The organism is Algoriphagus machipongonensis (assembly GCF_000166275.1).
GTDB lineage: Bacteria > Bacteroidota > Bacteroidia > Cytophagales > Cyclobacteriaceae > Algoriphagus > Algoriphagus machipongonensis.
In genome coordinates, this window is record NZ_CM001023.1 from 1,200,093 (window position 1) to 1,218,242 (window position 18,150).

Annotated in this window: 8 protein-coding genes and 1 tRNA gene; 3 read left to right on the top strand and 6 right to left on the bottom strand. The window is 39.5% G+C overall.

Annotation, left to right across the window (positions count from 1 at the left end; all coding sequences use genetic code 11):
* Positions 1-125 precede the first annotated feature (125 nt).
* Both ALPR1_RS05280 and ALPR1_RS05290 read left to right on the top strand, forming a co-directional pair.
* Positions 126-202 (top strand) — tRNA-Arg (locus ALPR1_RS05280).
* A 691-nt stretch (positions 203-893) separates the two neighbouring features.
* Complete coding sequence (locus ALPR1_RS05290; protein ID WP_008198979.1) at positions 894-1,142, top strand: hypothetical protein; 249 nt, start codon at positions 894-896, stop codon at positions 1,140-1,142.
* A 71-nt stretch (positions 1,143-1,213) separates the two neighbouring features.
* Here the strand turns inward: ALPR1_RS05290 and ALPR1_RS05295 are convergent, their stop codons facing one another.
* The 5 genes from ALPR1_RS05295 to ALPR1_RS05315 form a co-directional block, all read right to left on the bottom strand.
* Positions 1,214-2,458 (bottom strand): MFS transporter, encoded by a 1,245-nt coding sequence (locus ALPR1_RS05295; RefSeq protein WP_008198980.1) that lies wholly within the window; start codon positions 2,456-2,458, stop codon positions 1,214-1,216.
* A gap of 122 nt (positions 2,459-2,580) precedes the next feature.
* Positions 2,581-5,316 carry a hypothetical protein gene (locus tag ALPR1_RS05300; protein ID WP_008198981.1) on the bottom strand — a complete coding sequence of 912 codons (2,736 nt, stop codon included), beginning with the start codon at positions 5,314-5,316 and terminating at the stop codon, positions 2,581-2,583.
* Between the two features lie 113 nt (positions 5,317-5,429).
* A complete protein-coding gene (locus ALPR1_RS05305) occupies positions 5,430-8,861 on the bottom strand; it encodes a T9SS type B sorting domain-containing protein (protein WP_040302573.1) in 3,432 nt (1,143 codons plus the stop codon).
* 171 nt (positions 8,862-9,032) lie between these two features.
* Positions 9,033-9,785 carry a peroxide stress protein YaaA gene (gene yaaA / locus ALPR1_RS05310; protein ID WP_008198983.1) on the bottom strand — a complete coding sequence of 251 codons (753 nt, stop codon included), beginning with the start codon at positions 9,783-9,785 and terminating at the stop codon, positions 9,033-9,035.
* 1 nt (position 9,786) lies between these two features.
* Positions 9,787-15,330 carry a T9SS type B sorting domain-containing protein gene (locus tag ALPR1_RS05315; RefSeq protein ID WP_008198985.1) on the bottom strand — a complete coding sequence of 1,848 codons (5,544 nt, stop codon included), beginning with the start codon at positions 15,328-15,330 and terminating at the stop codon, positions 9,787-9,789.
* An 82-nt stretch (positions 15,331-15,412) separates the two neighbouring features.
* Here ALPR1_RS05315 and ALPR1_RS05320 point away from each other — a divergent pair, with 82 nt between their 5' ends.
* Positions 15,413-16,459 carry a PorP/SprF family type IX secretion system membrane protein gene (locus ALPR1_RS05320; protein ID WP_040302575.1) on the top strand — a complete coding sequence of 349 codons (1,047 nt, stop codon included), beginning with the start codon at positions 15,413-15,415 and terminating at the stop codon, positions 16,457-16,459.
* Positions 16,460-16,531: 72 nt separating this feature from the next.
* On the opposite strand, the gene ALPR1_RS05325 is transcribed toward ALPR1_RS05320, so the two are convergent.
* Complete coding sequence (locus tag ALPR1_RS05325) at positions 16,532-17,941, bottom strand: Gfo/Idh/MocA family oxidoreductase (protein WP_040303246.1); 1,410 nt, start codon at positions 17,939-17,941, stop codon at positions 16,532-16,534.
* Between the last annotated feature and the right edge of the window lie 209 nt (positions 17,942-18,150).

Below are 18,150 nucleotides of genomic sequence, written 5' to 3' on the forward strand. Positions count from 1 at the left end.
GATTTACCCCGATTTTAGTCTTAATTATTCTTAAGTAGTTCGAAGTAGTTTGCTGATAATTTTAAATGAATTGAATTTCATGCTTGTGATAAAATTATTTTTGATTTACCTTTGCCTTCCGTTTCGGCCTCGTAGCTCAACTGAATAGAGCACTTGATTACGGCTCAAGAGGTTTCAGGTTTGAATCCTGACGAGGTCACCAAGCCCAACTTAGCAGTTGGGCTTTTTTTATTTTAAATTATATGTATATCCGCTTTTATTCCAGTAATTATCCAAAAGCATTATAAGGTTTGGTTCCATCTTGCTGGCAAAACGATCTGTCTCAGAAATAAAATCCCGGGCCAGCGCTTGGGTAGAATACTAAATCATATAACCTAGGGTTAAAACCCTAGGCTAATGATATTCAATCCCGCTTTCGGGGCCTGGCTTGCCCGCCGTGGCGGGGCTAATAATATTCGACCCCGGATGGGGTCTAGAATTTCTTAATAAATTGTATGTATCACCAATTTTTACTAGTAAGTATTCAAAAGCATGATATGATAATGAGATCATAAAAATTTTGCTTGTTTCTGTCTTCTGGCAAGGTGAGCAAAGAAGTTTTGGTACTGGCAAGATTCCGGATAATCACATTAAATTATTTATTGGATAACCAGAGGTTTCAGCCCGCGATAGTTATCGGGGTGAATTCCCGCTGCGGGACAGGCTCTGACGAGGTCACCAAGCCCAGCTTAGCAGTTGGGCTTTTTTTATTTCAGCCATTAGTCTACTTAAAAGTAAACGTAAGCTTCCTTTTTAAATTACCTAATGACAGCTTTGACTTAGCTTTCAGATTGAATGTTTTTATTAAAACTATTTTTTCCTCATTTTTAGAGATTACTATTTAGGAAATTTCAATGAAAAAGTGCTTTCCACTATTGTTCCTTGCTTTAGCTAGTTGCGGCCTCTTTGAGGACACAAAGTTAGTTGACATCCAAAAGGTAGATGGGCCTTGTACCATCGTCTTAAAAGATGGTTCTACCATAGAAGTTGAAGGAAGTATAGAAGTGAGCAAGCGATACAAAGGGATCACCTACAGAGATGAGGAGGGTAAGATATGGTCCTTATTCGAGGATGAATATGATTCTTATTCCTGCGGGAATTAATAAAAAAAGTAGTTACTTCTAATAAGATAAAGGAATAAAAAAAGCAGCCCTCGGGCTGCTTTTTTTTATTTTTAATGAGCTGGAACGGCTGCAGGTTTAGACCCCTTTTGCCAGAAGAAAAGGAGAATAAAGGCTACAATTAGAATAATAGGGAAAGTAGTCATAGTAGAAAGTGTTGCCTGTCCGGCAGCAAGATCTAACTCTGTTCCTGTTAGTCCCAAAGCTTTTTGTTCTGCTATGTCGCTATCAATCCATCCTCCAATAATAGGTTGGAAGATTGCAGTTGAAAACATACCTACCCCTCCAATAATGGACATTCCTAATGCTCCACTTTTTGGGATTTTAGCAGCTACAAAACCAATCATTGTTGGCCAGAAGAAAGCTACTCCTACAGCAAAGAAGATGGCTGCAACATAAACCATTGCTCCGATTTGCGTGCTAAATAGGTAAATACCTATAGTTGAAATAATAGCGCCTGCTAACAATACGCCAGTCTGTCCTAACACTTTTGTAACAGGTCCACCAAAGAATCTTAAAACTGCCATTAGTCCGGTAGTAAGTGCAAGGATTAACATTGGTTTTGCACCAGAGCTTTCCATTACTAATCCTGTCCATTTTTGAGGGCCAAATTCGGTGATTGCTGTAAGAGCCATGCAAGCAAATATGAAAAGGAACAATGGAGTAAACATTGCTTTAAAATTGTCTGAAAGCGAACCAGCTTGTTCAACGCTAGCTTTAGGGAAGGTTTTTCCATTAAATAGGAATGCGTAGATAAGTGCAGGGATTGGGATTAACCAAAATTGACTTTGCCAAGAAAAGCCAAGAGTTGACATTAATTCGGAAAGTAAAGCTCCTACAAAAATTCCACCTGGAAACCACATGTGGAATCTGTTTAGCATTTTATTCATTTTCTCTCCTGTGTACATGTCAGCAATCATAGGGTTACATGCTGCTTCTGTACAACCGCAACCAATACCCATCAAAAGATTGGATGCAAGAAGAATGACAAAGCTTGCTTCTGAGACAAAATAAATTGCAAAAAGAGTCATCGCTGCTCCCACAAAGTGAGAAAGGAAGGCGATTTTCATAATTTTTTTCGGGCCAATAGTGTGATAGATAAGGCCACCGATAATCATTGCAATAGGAAAGCCAAAGAACCAAAGTGAGTTAAGGTAACCAAGGTTTTCAGCACTGTATCCTAAATCTATGCCGAGTTGTTTTAGAGTTCCGGCACTAATACTAAATGAAAATGCAGTCGTAATCAATGCAAAGCAACTTGCATTGAAGAGTGCACTTTTGTTGAGGGTTTGAGTCATAAGTTTGGAGTTTTGGTTATCGGGTCAATAATTTAGCGTTAGATATAGCCTTGAAAATAGGAAAAATATCGGATTTGGGCTTTTCCGATTGTATAATAATTTTTTAAAAGATTGCAGTTATTTTACTGCAAGACTAATAATGAGCTGGTTACCTTATCCTCAAAGCCAAATTCATCATTTCTTAAAAGTAAAACGACCACGTAGGTTCCCTCAGGAATATCTTTTCCATTGACTTTTCCATCCCAGTTTAAGATTGGAGAATTCACCGGAATTTCATTTGCCAAGTCATGATGAATTAGAGCTCCTTGTCTATTTAAAATGAATAATTCAGCCTGTGATACGCCTTCACTCAAGATGATTCTAAAGTCTTTGTCAGGATTTCCCAAAATCATCGCATTGGGATATACTACATTAAAATTGCAGGCATCATAAGTGGAAAATTCTTTTGAGAACATACAGCCATCCTCAGTAATGACATCTAATCTATAGTCTCCTAACTCTTCAGGTTTAAAAGTAGAGGCAGTGGAAACTAGCTCGTCTTCAAAGTACCAAAAATAACTTTCAAATTCTCCAGGGTCTATTGCCGGGATCGTGTTGTTTTCGATGGAGCACCAGGCGTAGGAATCCTCTACAGTTGGAGGTGTCGTTAATTCACTTAGCTCTACTTCAATTATACCTCTTCCAATCTCACAGCCTAGTTTATTATATGCGATTGCTTCATAGGAACCTGCTTGGCTAGATTCAATTTCCAATAATCCATCGAATTCTGTGAGCTCTGTTCTGTTGTTTAAAGAGTCGTAAAATACCCACTCAATATCAGTCACCTCATCTTCGTCAGTTTCAAGTGTGATAAGACCCAAACCTGGATCCGGGCATATTTTAGTTGCCTCAAGATCCATTGGAACATTTGTAATAGGGGCCACAACTTCAAACCCCACAGGTTGAACTGGACAATAACCACTTGATTTGGGTTGCACCAATAAAGAGTAGAATCCAATGGAGCTAGGGTAAAACTCACCACTCCTGCCTACTATTTTACCTTCATCATTAAGCCACCTGATACTTGCTTCTTCCAATTCGATTCCCTCTAGATCAATAGTGTACTTGATTGGATCAAAACATTTTTCTACCGTTAGAACTGGGGCAAATGAGATGGAACTAGAATAGGTAGCATTGAAATTGATTGTTTTCGGGCAAAGGTTAGAGCTGGGGTCATTACTTTCTCCATAAATGCTATAAGCTCCTTCATCTTCAATTAAAAAAGATTCTCCAGACTGAATAGACTTTTCAGAACCATCAGGATAGGTTAATGTAAAATTCAGGTTTTGATCGGTCTCGGGATCCAGTTGAAAGGTTTCACAAATATTCAAGTCTAAGGGTACTGTGAAATTAACCTGAGGTGCATTTTCTATTTTAAAGTCTTGGATTGGGTAGGTACAACCACCCACCTTCAATTCCAGGAGATAATTCCCATTAGGTATGTTGATTTGCACTTGACCGCTTGTTGGGATTGTGCCAGACTCTACTTCACCTTTAAATTGAGATAAGACTCTATATTCTGAATTAGCCACCGTTGTGCCAAAATCTATTGTGGTAATCCCATCGAAAACCCCAGTAGGGGAACAAGATTCGTTTTCATAACTGTAACTCGGGTTGAATTCTGTCGGCGGATTTAGGTTGTCTAAAGCTACCAATGTAGTAGTTTGGCAACCGTTTTTTTCCAATACAACAGAATATACTTGAGCGGGTAGACTGCTGTAATTTACTTGCTCTCCTGCAGATCTAGGCCCCTCAATGATATTCAATTCAGGGATATAAAAAGCATCTATTTCTGTATCGAAAGTCAGCTGAAAACTCCCGTTATCAATTGAACAGTCATTTGGTTGGCTTAATATCGTCGGGGTGACTTTAGGTGCTTCAAGAAGTTCGAAGCCAATGATTCTCTCTGAAAGACAATCAGGGAAGTCTTCAGAGTAAGTTTGAAATGTGACCAAGTACAAGCCTGGGCCAGAAAGCTCATCAGATTCTAACTCAATGTCAAAACCATTCCCTAACGATTTTCTAACTCCTGTGTAGTCTTTCTGAATAAACCACTCCCCAGAAAGTGGAGTATCCAACCCTATCTCGATGGTTTCTCCTTCACAAATCTGTGTTGAAGATGGAATAATCTGAAAGTCGATTGGAGGGCCTACAAAGGTGCTTCCATTGATTAGGCAGGATTGACTTCCATCTGGGTTCGTTTGATAAAGCTCTACAATGTGATATCCAGCGCTATAAGTCTCAAACTCATTACCCCTACCAATTTCTACCCGTTCTCCCACATCATTCAAAGAGTACCAAGTGATGGTGTAATCTGATAGATTTGGTGTATTGGGGTCAATGGCAGTTAAGAGGGTGGAAGACCCTGCACATAATAAGTAATCAGGTAATAGCGCCAAGTCTGGACCTTTTTGCACCTGAACTGGTTTATCTTCCACATAAAAATCCGCATCAGTTCCCCGTCTGACTCTCAGGTTCACGTTGTAGTTCCCCACTTCACTAAAATAAAACTTGTAGGTTTCTAGCTGACCACTAGATTTTTGTTCTAATACTTCACCTGAAGGCACCCTTGAAACTGTCCACTCATAAACATCACCTGTTTCTCCTCCAGCACTAAAAGTACCCAACACACCACCAGCTACAAGGCATAGGTTAGTTGGTCCATTGATCTGCAAATCTGCAAAACTGGATTCGTAGCTATGAAGCTCTTTTTTTAAAGGAAATAATTCTTCTCCGGATGCCGGGAATGTGGCGATGATTAACGTCCAAATGAAGAGCATCCCAATCTTCCATTTCGGAAATTGAGCCTTTTCTTTCAAGGGTCTATTTTTTTAGGGTGTGTGGCAAAAATACGGGCTTTTGCCAAAATATTTTTGACTTGATAAGAATTGGCAAAAAATATTCCAATTAGGGTGTTGATTCTAGATTTAATTTATTCTATAACCATAATTGAGCCTAGATACTCTTCATTTATCTCTTTGGCGTAGTTTTTATAATTGACACGAATAGAATATGAGCCATTGGGGATATTTTCCCCATTGACTGTCCCATCCCATACACATGTGGATTCCTCATTAATTAAGTCAGTGTTTTTGCAATGAAAAATTAATTCACCCCATTTATTAAAAATCCAAAGCTCTAACTCATCTACCAGATAGTTGGTGTAAATCAAGAAATTCTTTTCAGGGTCACCCAATTCCAGTGCGGTAGGGAAAACTATTTTAAGCTCACACTCTTCAATTGTTTCAAATGTGGTCGAGTAAGGACAGCCTTCTTGACTATAAACTATCAATTCAAATTCACCTATTAATAAAGGTTTGTAGGTTTGGCTTGTTGATACAAGATTGCCTTCATGATACCATTCGTAAGCGGCAAAACTCCCTGGGTCGATTGTAGGGGCAATGTCATACTTAGGGCAAACCTGATAGCTTTCTTCTGTTACAGGTCTTACTTCATCAATACTCCTTAGGATCAATACTTGGTCCATTCCCAGGAGGCAGGGGACTCCACTAAATATCCTAGCCTCATAGGTTCCTTCCTGAGTAGCCAGAATTTCTGGTTTATTTCTTTCAGAAGTTAATTGAGACTGATTACCACTGATGTCTGTAAACCACCATTCAATGGTTTCAACCTTCTCGAAATCAGTCTCTAAAGAAATTGCAGCATCTGCTGCATCAGGACACAAAGGTTCTGCTAAAAGGCTTGCCTCCAAGCTCAAAACTGGCTCTTCAACTTCAAATAATATGGGTTCAAGATCGCATGGAATACTTCCTTTGGGTTGAACCTCTAGATAAAATGTTCCAAAAGTGTTAAGAGTAAGAAACTCATCTGTGCCAATTAATGTGAGGTCAGCATCGTACCAGAAAATATTTGCATCGGCCACAGTGGCTCCTGAAAGTTGAGCTTGATATATTTTCTCCCCATTGCAATCCTCGCTAAATAAAATCGGTGAAAAGGGAATTGGCTGGTTTACAAAAACCTCAAATTCTTTGATTTCTGGACAGTTTGGAGAACTTGTCTCAGGATTAAAACCATAGAGTGAAAAAGTGCCTGTTTGATCCAAAGTAAAGGCTTCACCAGCAGACTTTTCAACTGAAGTCCCATCTGGGTAAGTTAGAATGAATTCTAAAGGCTGATTTGTTTCTGGAATATATTCATAGGTTTCACATATGGATAACGAGGCTGGAACATTAAATTCTACCCTGTCCAAAGTGAAATCCAATTCCATCGAGTTTCTACCCAGTTCACAATCTTTGCCAATCTCTGGAATAATACTAAATACAGCAGCTTCATAAACCCCATCTTCAAAAACTGTTATTTCAGTTTGATCTTTAAATTGGTCCAATTCCTCTATTCCTCCTAACTCATCATATCTTCTCCACCTAATGTCTGTTACTTCAGAGAAAAATGTAGTACTTAAATTGATGGTCGCTCCAGGCCCAAGTTCACATAATTTAGTGCTAGTCAAAGTAACGTCAACCTCTAATATAGGCTCTTCAATCAAGAATGTTTTTAAAGGGTTTGGGCAAGCTTCACTATTGGCTGGTTGAACATCTAGTTTAAATTCTCCAATCGAAGTTGGAAACATATTTTGGCCAGTACCAATCAACTCATCATTTTCATTATACCAGGAGAAGATCACCGTATTGGGATCTATACCATTGATATCTGCAAAATATGTTCTGTTTCCAAAGCAGTCTTGCTGGATAAGTTTAGGTTCAAACTCTACTGGCTGCACAAGGTTAACCTCAAATGTTTTGGAAGTAGGACATGTTAATGGATCAGTGGGTAATGAACCAATTAATTTGTATGTGCCAGCTTCTATTAGTGTAAATGGTTCATCTTTGGCTTTTATTTCGATCGTGCCATCAGGATATTCTAGACTAAACTCTAAATCTTGATTGGTTTCAGGCGTTAATTCATAGGATTGGCAGATAGTTATCTCATTTGGAACATTAAATTCTGTTTGGGAAAGCCCTGGGACTTCAATCAATTCTGATTTTGGTAGACTACAATCATCAACTCCATATAATTCAAAATAATACCGACCACCTGGGATATCTATTTTCGCAAAATTGGCATTCAAAAAAGAATCATTCAAAACCTCTGTGCCTTTCTCATTGATCAACCTGTAGGAACCATCAATCGGACCATTAGTAAAATCAATGGTGATAGATCCGATGGTTTTTCCATCGGGTGTACACTCCTCACCAACAATTTCTGCTACTTCAAATTTCAAAGATTCAGGTGGATCTTGCAGCGATACGACTGAACCAATTGAATTGGTGCAGCTGCCTAAGAGACCAATTAAGCTGTAGGCACCAGACTCTAATCCGGAAAACGTATAGGTATCTCCGGCAGCCAAAGCAGGTGAGTAGATTCCTAGGCCTTCAATGAAAACATAATCTAATGGTGTGGTGGTTTGAATCGTTAACTCACCATCGTATACTTTACACCCTGAGGCTCCTATAGTGCTAACTAGGAAGAACTCTGGTTGAGGATAATATGTTAAGTCGGTTGATTTCTCTGTAAGACAATTGGATACACTTGGGCTTGGAGTAAAGATAATTTTATAATCTCCTTCCCCATCCAGATTTTGGTTAGGAAAAAGGTTTACGCTGCTTCCTTCTGTAAGATAGGTTCTGATTCCTGTTCCCACTTTTTCATAATACCATGTTCCCGATACCTGGGGATCAGTTTGAAAATTGACTTGTAAATCAGGACATACTTGATTTTCAGTTTGCAAGATCTGGTAGTCGGTTACTCCAGAAACAGTGGTGGGTTGAGTAGTAATGCAATCCTGCGTACCAGAAGAATCCTCAAAGTAGAACTCCACAAAGTAATCACCTGGAGAAGTTACTTGAACAATGTTATCTGTTCCTATAACGGCCCCTGATTCATCAGTCCATTCAAATTGGTAATCTTCAAAATTCTGACTTTCTGGGTCAATAGCCATCAAATCCAGTGGAGTGCTCCCGCAAATTTCATAATTTGACTCAAGTACAACGTCAGGGCCTTTGATCAAATCTACATCTTTCGTGTCCGTGAAAATGACGGATGCACCTCGCTTGACAGAAAGCTCAACTGTATGCGTTCCTATTTCTGAAAAAGTATAACTGATGGTTTGAAACCCTGCACCTCCAGACCTATCGAATAAAATTTCGCCGCTAGGGCTTAATATCTTCCAGGAATAAACATCCGTTATAGGATCCCCAGCTCCGAAAAAATCCCCTATTATACTACCATAAACGTTACATAATTTGTCGGGACCAATTAACTCTGGATCTACCATTTCTCCAACGTGTACTTCCGCGCCTTCTTTTCTTGAAAAATCCGGATTGGTTACAGCAATAGTGGTTGACACACTAATCAGCAAGATTAGCGACGTTAAAATAAAAAGCCTTTTTTCTATAGGTAACTTCAAAAGTTTGGATAAATTATTCGAGAATCAGACCTCTAAGCTACCATATTTATTAGGTCAAAAAAAATCCAAATACCATAATTGATATTTGGATTTAATGATTAATTAAAGGAGTTATCTAACAAAAAACCAGTCAGTTGAGCTGCTCATTTTATCTGAGTACTCATACCGTTCTTCATTGAATAATTTCAATTTTTCAGGTTCTTCTATTCTATTCTTGATCGCAAAGTTAGTCATCATCCCTCTGGCTTGTTTTGCAAAAAAACCAACGACCTGATACTTACCCTCTTTATATTCTTTGAAATGAATATTTATCAAGGGAGATTTTAATGTTTTTTGGTGTACAGCCTTAAAATATTCCTGAGAAGCTAAATTGATAATCGGTTCACCTTTTGCAACTTGATTGATGGCTTTCGCGATTTTCTTATCCCAAAATTCATAAAGATTTTTCCCTTTTTTGTTTTCCAGCTTTGTTCCCATTTCCAAACGATAAGGCTGGATTAAATCCATAGGTTTTAATAAACCATACAGCCCTGATAAAATCCTTAGATTTTCCTGAGCAAAATTGAAATCTTCCTCTGTGTAGTTATCTACATCAATTTTGGTGTAAACATCTCCTTTGAATGCTAGCAGTGCTTGCTTGGAGTTATCAAAATTGAAATCTCGTTTAAAAGTTTTAAACCTTTCTTCATTGAGCTCCGCTAAAGAATCACTGATATGCATCAAATTAGAAATCTCTTTCGCAGATTTTTGCTTTAGAATCCTAACCAGTGAACGGGTGTCTGTCAGGAAATCAGGTAAACTATGCTCTTTGATGCTAGGGTCACTGTAATCTAGGGTCTTTGCAGGGGAAATAAGTATTAACATGTTATTGAATGACTGTAACTGCTTTTGTTATTTTTTGGGTAATATTTTGATCTTCACTAGTCAACTTCACAACCACCGCATATGTTCCATTTGGAACAAAATTTCCATTTAATTGGCCATCCCAAGGACAAAACGCCTGTCCTGGTTCTAGGTTTTCATGGTCACAATAGAAGATCAATTCTCCCCATCGATTATAAATAAACACTTCAACAAAGTCAATGTATTCATTGGCATATAAAATGAAATTCCTATTTGGATCATTTAATACGACACCATTAGGGAAGGAAATTTTTAATTCACAATCCTCTATAACTTCAATTGTTTCAATGTAACTACATCCGATATTATCGGAAACCTCTAGAGTATAAATGCCTGGAAGAGTAGGAGTGAAAACTGAATCTTGAGAAACTTCATTCCCATTTAAAGTCCAGGAGTAATTATCATACATCCCCGGGGAAATACTTTCTGTTACACCTTCCAGTTCACAAATTGTAATTGATGTTGGAACAACAGGGGGGACGATAGAAGATTTAGCTACAACACCATTGGCTCTGCCAATCTCACAACCTTGAGAACTTCTCAAGATTGCTTCATAGGTGCCTTCTTGCGAAACTTCTATAATTGGCATGTCATCCAAAGTAGGAATCCTAGTTTTAGTACCACCTTGACCTATAAACCACTCAATGGCTGCAACATTACTCAAATCTGCGTCTATACTGATTGTGGTACTTGTCTGATCCACGCAAAATGGAGTTACGTCCAACGCCACTTGTAAATCGTCCACCAAGATTTCTGCTTCAAGTGAAATAGCTGCAGTTTGACAAAGTCCTCCTGAACTTGGTTGTACTTCCAAAGAATAGGTACCCTCTCTACTGGGTACAAATATTTGTGACCTACCTACAATTACTCCTCCTTCATCTTTCCATAAGAAAATCACGTCATCAGGTAGGGCATTGTTCAATATCGCTTCATATTGATAGCCTGATTGACAATCCACAATAGGTGGGGAAACCTCAAAGTCAATTGGTTGAGTGATATTAGCAACCATATCGATGGTTCTTGGACAATTTTCACCGGTAGGATCTTCACCTAATACGGTGTAAGTGTCACTTGATGTAATGATATAACTTCCATCGGGTTCAGCTGATACAGTGACACCTGAACTATTTGTGACTGTATAAGTCAATGTATCAGGAGAATCAGGTGTAAAGGTAAAGCTTTCACAAGCCGTGAAATCGGTAGGAACTGAAAAAACTACCTGATTCTTTTGGGCTATGGTATAAACAGTTGGATCTGGTATTTTACATCCTGATGCATCACTTACTTCTATCAAATAGTCCCCGTAAGGAACTTCAACGTCAAATGAAGGTTGATTTGGAAGTGGAGCTGTGAAAGTTTGTCCATCTCCCTGCCTAACAATTGTATAATCACCTATTTGAGCAACGCCTCCATCAAAAGAGATAGTAATAATTCCTGGGTTCACTCCTGTAGGGCTACACAACTCATCTTGTGTGCTCACAGTAAATTCTAATAGCTGTGGTGGGTTAAGGTTTTCAACTGTAACAGATCCAGAGTAAACGCATCCGAGGGAATTCTCAGCCTCAATAGTGTAAACTCCCGGAAGTAGGTCAATAACTTGAACAGTACTTCCTGCCATGACATTGTTGAATACTTCTCCAGTTTCTAAAACGGTTAAAGTTTCTGCCGTTCCTTGCATGGTTACTTCGAAAGAACCATCTGCCGTGCTACAATCAGTCGCTGGATTTGTTTGGGTTGCAGTGAAAATTGGTAATTCATTTACCAAAAGATCAACTTTCTTTTCAACAGTACATCCTTCTAGAATAGGGTCTTGAGTGACAAAAATGATTTCGTATTCTCCCGGGCCAGGAAGCGTGTTGATAAATAATTCAAGTTCGAAGAAGTTACCTAAGGAAGTACGGGTAGGGTCTCCGTCTAGAGTGTAAAACCATTCCCCAGTAATAGGTGTGTCTGGAGCGAAAATCAAAGATGTTTCCTCATAACAGACTTCTTCAGCTGTCTGGTTTAGTTCAAATTCAAATGCTGGGCCAACAAAAACCTCTGCAGTAGATGGGCAAGTTTCATACAAGGCTGCCTCATCATCTGAAAGTCCGTCAGGAAGTCGGAAGCTTACTGATACAGAGTAAATGCTCTCTTCTTCCACAGTAATAGAATTAGAGTTTTCATCACCGATAAGTTGGCCAGCTGCATTTGTCCACTCAAAATCATAAATTCCTTCTGCTGGATCATAGCCATCTATGGCTGTCAATGTAACCGGGCTATTAGAACATAAAGTTACGTCATCTTCTAAAGTAAGAACTGGAGGCTCATCCACTTGGATTTCTAAGCTAGCCTCGTAATAAGTTGGGTCACCACAACGGTCAACTCTCAGGTCTACGGTATACAATCCTGCCTCTGCAAAAATGTGCTCGTAAGACTGAAACTCTTCTCCAGGTCCCCCAAAATTATCCAAAACAACCAATCCATTTTCATCTGTGATAGTCCAGAAGTAGCTATCAATATCGGGTTCCCCCCCACCTTCAAACAGGGCTCCAGAATCATTTTCAGGATCAAGGCAAATTCTTGGAGGTCCAGACAGTGCAGGCTCTGGAATAGAGCTGCCGGAATTTTGAACAAATGATGGCAGTCCTAAATTGGATGTTCCTGGCATGGGCTCCACGCCGTCCATGTTAAAGCTGCTTTCAGAGTCGCAGCCAGACCCTACACTAATTTGTCCAATTCTATTGTCTCCTACCACTGCAACATAAATTTGCCCATTAGGACCAATTTGTAGTGCGCCTAGATTTTGTCCTGATGTTTGACTGATTGCATTTTTAGTGCTGTTTATACAAGCTTCAATTTCTGCTCTCGTACTGGCTCCGTCAAAACATGTGGGGCAAACCGTTGCGTCTGGGTCATCATTTTCTACAGCTTTGACAATAAATTCTTCAATACCAGGTCCGCCGTTTCTATAAGATACAAAGACTCGTTCTCCATCTTCAGAAAACTCTAAGCCATACACCTCTCCATCGCAGCCCAAATCTATTCGGGCATATTCTGTCATTTCACCAGTATCTGAATCAAAATCAAAGAGCTCTAATTTATTACAACCGCCCTCAGAAATAGTCACCGCTACTTTATCGCCATCGGAATTGAATTTCATTGCACCCACACCTGAATTGAATCCGTGATTACTTCCAACAGAACTTAATACCGGTGGGCCAATTCCTTCTGCCGTGACGGGATACCCTCTGAATGTGTTGTTTCCTAACTCATGAAACATCATCCAAGTTGTATCACCGGCACTATAGGCTGCGGTATGTTCAGTTGATGGGCTGAATAAAAAATTGTCTTTTGTAACTACATTTCCAACTCCCGAAGGATTTTCAGCCTTGATATCTACAAGTGAATAACTTACTTCATTGGAGCCATTGGCAGCTTGCTGGGTGGTGAATAAATAAAATAAAGTTTGCTCATCTGGAACAGGAACTGCAAGAACAGATTGACTAGCAGAGTTATCACCACCAATCGTATCTCCGTTTTCCATTATGTTTCCATTCAAGTCCCAAACAGAGTCTCCATCTGTGTAAAATAGAACTTGTCCTGTTTCATCTGAAATCGTAGTTGTACCTGCAGGAATATTTTGAGGATGTCTGCTTTCGATCGGTCTAGGAGTAGGGGCATCTGGATCGTCAGGGTCTGGGTTGAAGTCTAACCCAGCTCCATCACCAAAATACCAAATGTTATTACTTTGATCTTCCAGATCCCAAATCTTAATTCTGATCTCGGCGTAGGCATAGCAGGAAGAACCTGGTTCTCTTACAAGTGCCCAATACAAGCCGGGTTGACAAACTTCATTTTCAGTTCTGGTACCCCAACCTTCATCTCTGTGGTTAGACCAGAAATATTCATAATTATCTCCTCCTCCAGAACCACCGCCTCCGGAACCTCCACCGATACCAGGTGCTCCACCTTCACCATCTCCACCTTGGTTTTGTGCTTCAAGTAATGGCCCGATGTCTATACAAGACATACAAAGTGTTGTGTCAGAAGGAGTAAAGTTTGCCTCTAGATTATTTTCAGTTAGAGGAATAGATTTAGTAGATGTCTGAGAAGTTCCATCTTCATACTCAACCGTTAAGGTCACGGAAATATCAGTTCCAGATGCTGCATCTGCAGGAATTAAAAAGTGCTCTTGGTCATAATCTGCATCCAATTCATTGCCATCTGAGTCTGTAAGCGGTGGGCTGAATTCCCAGCTATAACTACTAGGTGTATAATTTTCAGGAGTTAATATACTAGTCAGCTGAATGGGGTTATTAGCACATGGCATTTCGGGATCCCATGTGAAATCTACAGAAGGGGCAATATCAGCATTGGGGGCAAAGACAGGGAAAATCGTCCCGCAGAAATCAGCTCCCATGAAAGGGTCTTCCTCAAGTGTGACTAAAGTAAGGTCTATTTCATCTGGATTATCCACTTTCCCTATCAATTGAGGACCGCCTGCTACTTCTTCATAAATATAGTACAGGCTTCCATCTGGCCCCACTTTCACATCGTGGATGGTGTCAATAGGTGTAGTGAGCGGGAGTGTTTCAGGAGTTGCCGAGAGATCATTGGAAGGGACTCTATATAATGAATCTCCTAAAGAATAATAGATGAAACTACCATCGGGCGAAAATTCTGCTCCTCCATATTCCCCGGATCCAGGCACTGTAGTGATAGGGCTAGAGTTACTAAAAGATCCATTACTGGAATTAAAATCCAAAACAGTAATTTGATCACTGCTATTGGCAGGAATAAGGATTAATTTACCTGCAGATTCATCAAATATAATCCTTTCGGGAGTAAAGGGTAAACTTTGAGTGTCTGTTGTACTAAAGCTTCCTTCCGTAGTTTCAATCCTCTGTGAAACCAAATTCCCTCCATCAAAGCTGATGAGATAGGAAGGAGAAGAAGATGTTTTTACTACTAATAATGCTCCAGAGGCATTTCCCATAGACACGTCTTTGGAAGTTACCTCACCTAAAGGTCTTTCGTTCCCACTTGCCTGTCCGGGGGCGTTCATGTCTACTAAAGCATATTGAAGCTCTCCACCTGGAGAGGTATAAAAAATATAGAAAAGCTTATTTCCTTCAGGATCGTATTCAAGAAATCCTGTGGCTACTTGCTGTGAACCATCCACATTTCCATTTAATCCAGGAGCCGAACCTTCGATTGGAGCTTGGCTAAAATCATATACAAGTTCTCCATTTGTCTGAAATAAAGGTTGACCAGTGATCGGGTCAATGGCAATAGCTGAGTTGTTTTTTCCTAAAAGAACCGAGTTAGGTAAAGATTGTACGGTTGCAGTTCCCCCTTTACCAAAAGAAAGATAATTGCTATCGCCAGTTTCGCAACTTCCAAAAATCCACTCATTTTCATTAAAACCCTGAGAAAGGACTTTTGATTCTATACCAAATAGTGTATATAGTAAGAAAAGGCTAAAAATGTACTTGAACCTTATGGAATTAGGGTTGCTTTTCATAATTTTCGAACTGCTTTTAAAACAAGCTCACTTAAATGTCGTTTTAATAGCCAACTGAATATTCAAATAAACGAACAAAACTTTGTTACGGTCTCAGGCTCTTAATGTTTTTTTTTGGATTTGCTGTCTCGGACTGCATTTTAATGCGTTTGGACAGGATCCACAATATAGCCAATATTATGCTGCCCCTCTTTATTTGAACCCAGCGATGGCTGGTAGTGAATTAACAGGACGCATTGGCTTTAATTATCGCAACCAGTGGCCTAGCATAGATGCGCAATTCACCACCTTCTCTGCCTATTATGACACTTACCTCCCTAACTATAACTCTGGTGTGGGGATAATGGTTATGCAGGATACTGAAGGAGCTTCAAAATTAAGGTCTACGACTATTTCTGCACTTTATTCCTACGAATTAAAATTAGGAGATAATTCCTATTTCAGACCAGGATTTCAAGCTTCTTATATCAGACGGGAAATCGGTTTTTATGAAAACCTGATATTTGCCAATCAAATTAATCCAAATGATCCTTTTGGACCTATACTTCCAGGAACTGACTTAGCGGGTCTTGGTGATCCAGTCAATATGCTTTCGCTCTCTTTGGGCGGAATGTTTTTTACGGAAGATTTTTGGGTGGGAGTGTCAGCTCACCATGTTAACCAACCTAATCAATCCTTTATTGATGGAGTTAGTAAACTTCCTACAAAATTTTCTTTACACGCAGGTTATAGATTTGACTTGGGAGAAGGGTCTATGCGACAAGATTTTACGCATATAAGACGCAAGCGATACCTAACCCCAACGATCAATTATAAGAGGCAAGGTCCTTTTGAGCAGCTAGATGTAGGAGCGTATTTCTATGTAGAGCCCATTGTTTTTGGACTTTGGTATAGAGGAGTGCCTTATAAGCGAGTGGAAGAGCAAAGTAACCGAGATGCAATCGTGATGATGGTGGGGGTTAATTTGCTTAGCGGATTGAATATTGGATATAGTTTTGATTATACTGTTTCCCAACTGGGGATTCAATCAGGAGGGGCGCACGAGTTAAGTCTTTCCTGGACGCTACCTAATAAATACGAAGGGAAACCTAATCGAAGAGATACCATACTCCCTTGTCCTAAATTCTAATTTTAGAAATAAAAAATAAAAAAAGCTGAATTGAGTAAACACTTCAGCTTTTTTTATGGGTTGAAATAATGATTAAAGAGTATAGAACTCTTCCCATCCTCTTCTTGGTGCCTCACCTGTTAGTAATTGATTTGCCAATGGATTATTGACAATTCGATGAGTTTCTCTGTCAAACTCCAACTTGGTATTTAACTGCTGAGCTAATACTCCCAAGCAGAATACTTGGCTTAGAGGTCCTGCAACATCAAATGGTGATCTTGTTTTTTCTTCTCCTTTTGATGCCTTTAGGAAGTTCGCAAAGTGATTAGATGGACTTTCTGGGACTTCTGGAAGCATGCTAGCCATTTCTTTTTCCTTATCTCCCAAAATGGACAAGGTGCTTCCGTGGGAGCCACCTTTAAAAGTAAGGTCCTTACCATAAATTATCTTACCAGGGTTTAATCTGGAAGGTTGAATTTGTCCTGTACTTGCTGCTGGGATATCCGCATTCAACTCGGATACTCCATAATTATCTGGAACAGGTGGAACGTTATCTACGCCGTCATACCAAGTTAGGGTCATCGCTGGCATATCTTTTCTTTCAGGAAATTTAAACGCCAGTGTTGAAGACATTGGGAAGAAGAAGTTATTATGTCCCCTGAGCATGACAGGATCTACTTCATATGGTAATCCTAATTCTAAGAATTCATGAACGGTATCCATGGTGTGTGCTCCCCAGTCACCTAATGCTCCCATTCCAAAGTCATACCAGCAGCGCCATTGCCCATTGATGAAATCCTTATTGTAGTCATGTTCACTTCTGGCCATCAGCCAATTGTCCCAATCTAAAGTGGAAGGGATGGGTTCGGCTTTTGGAAAACGCTGCATGTTAACATCCCATCCATGCCACCTTCTTGGGCTGTTCATATGGGCAGTTACAGCGGTGACATCTTTAATGATTCCAGCTTCTTTCCAAGCTTTAAATTGGAAGTAATTACCTTCTGAATGCCCTTGATTACCCATTTGAGTAACTACTCTATGTCTTTTTGCACAATCCATCATTAAGGCAACCTCATTGAATGTTCGGGCCATAGGTTTTTCTACATATACATGCTTCCCCTGAGACATGGCCAACATGGTGATTGGGAAATGTGAAAAATCAGGCGTTCCAACAGTGATTGCTTCAAAGCCTTTTCCAAATTGATCAAACATTTCTCTGAAATCCTGGAATCGTTTTGCATTTGGAAATTTATTCATGATTTCCTGAGTATGCGGGGCTCCCATGTCTACATCGCAAAGTGCGACAATGTTACAAAGTCCTGTATCATATAGAGCATTAATGATTTGAGCTCCTCTATTTCCAATACCACAGCAGGCTAGATCTACTTTATCACTCGGTGCAACATGGCCCAAAGGTTTACCGAAAACAGATGATGGGACAAAGCTGATGCCTGCTGCACTCAGTGCACTGGTCTTAATGAAATTCCGTCTATTCTTGTTCATATCTTGAAAATTGAATGGGTTCATTGTTAAATTGAAGTTAAAAAGTAAGAAATATTAGTTAAGTTTTCTGGTTAAATTAGCTCAGAGGGGCGAAAACTAACGGAATGGATTTCGGAAAATAAATAAAGATTAGGCTATAGAATTCCATTCAAGCCTAGTTTTTTTTAAATTCCATTTTACTTCATTATTCCGCAAAGAAAACTTTGATT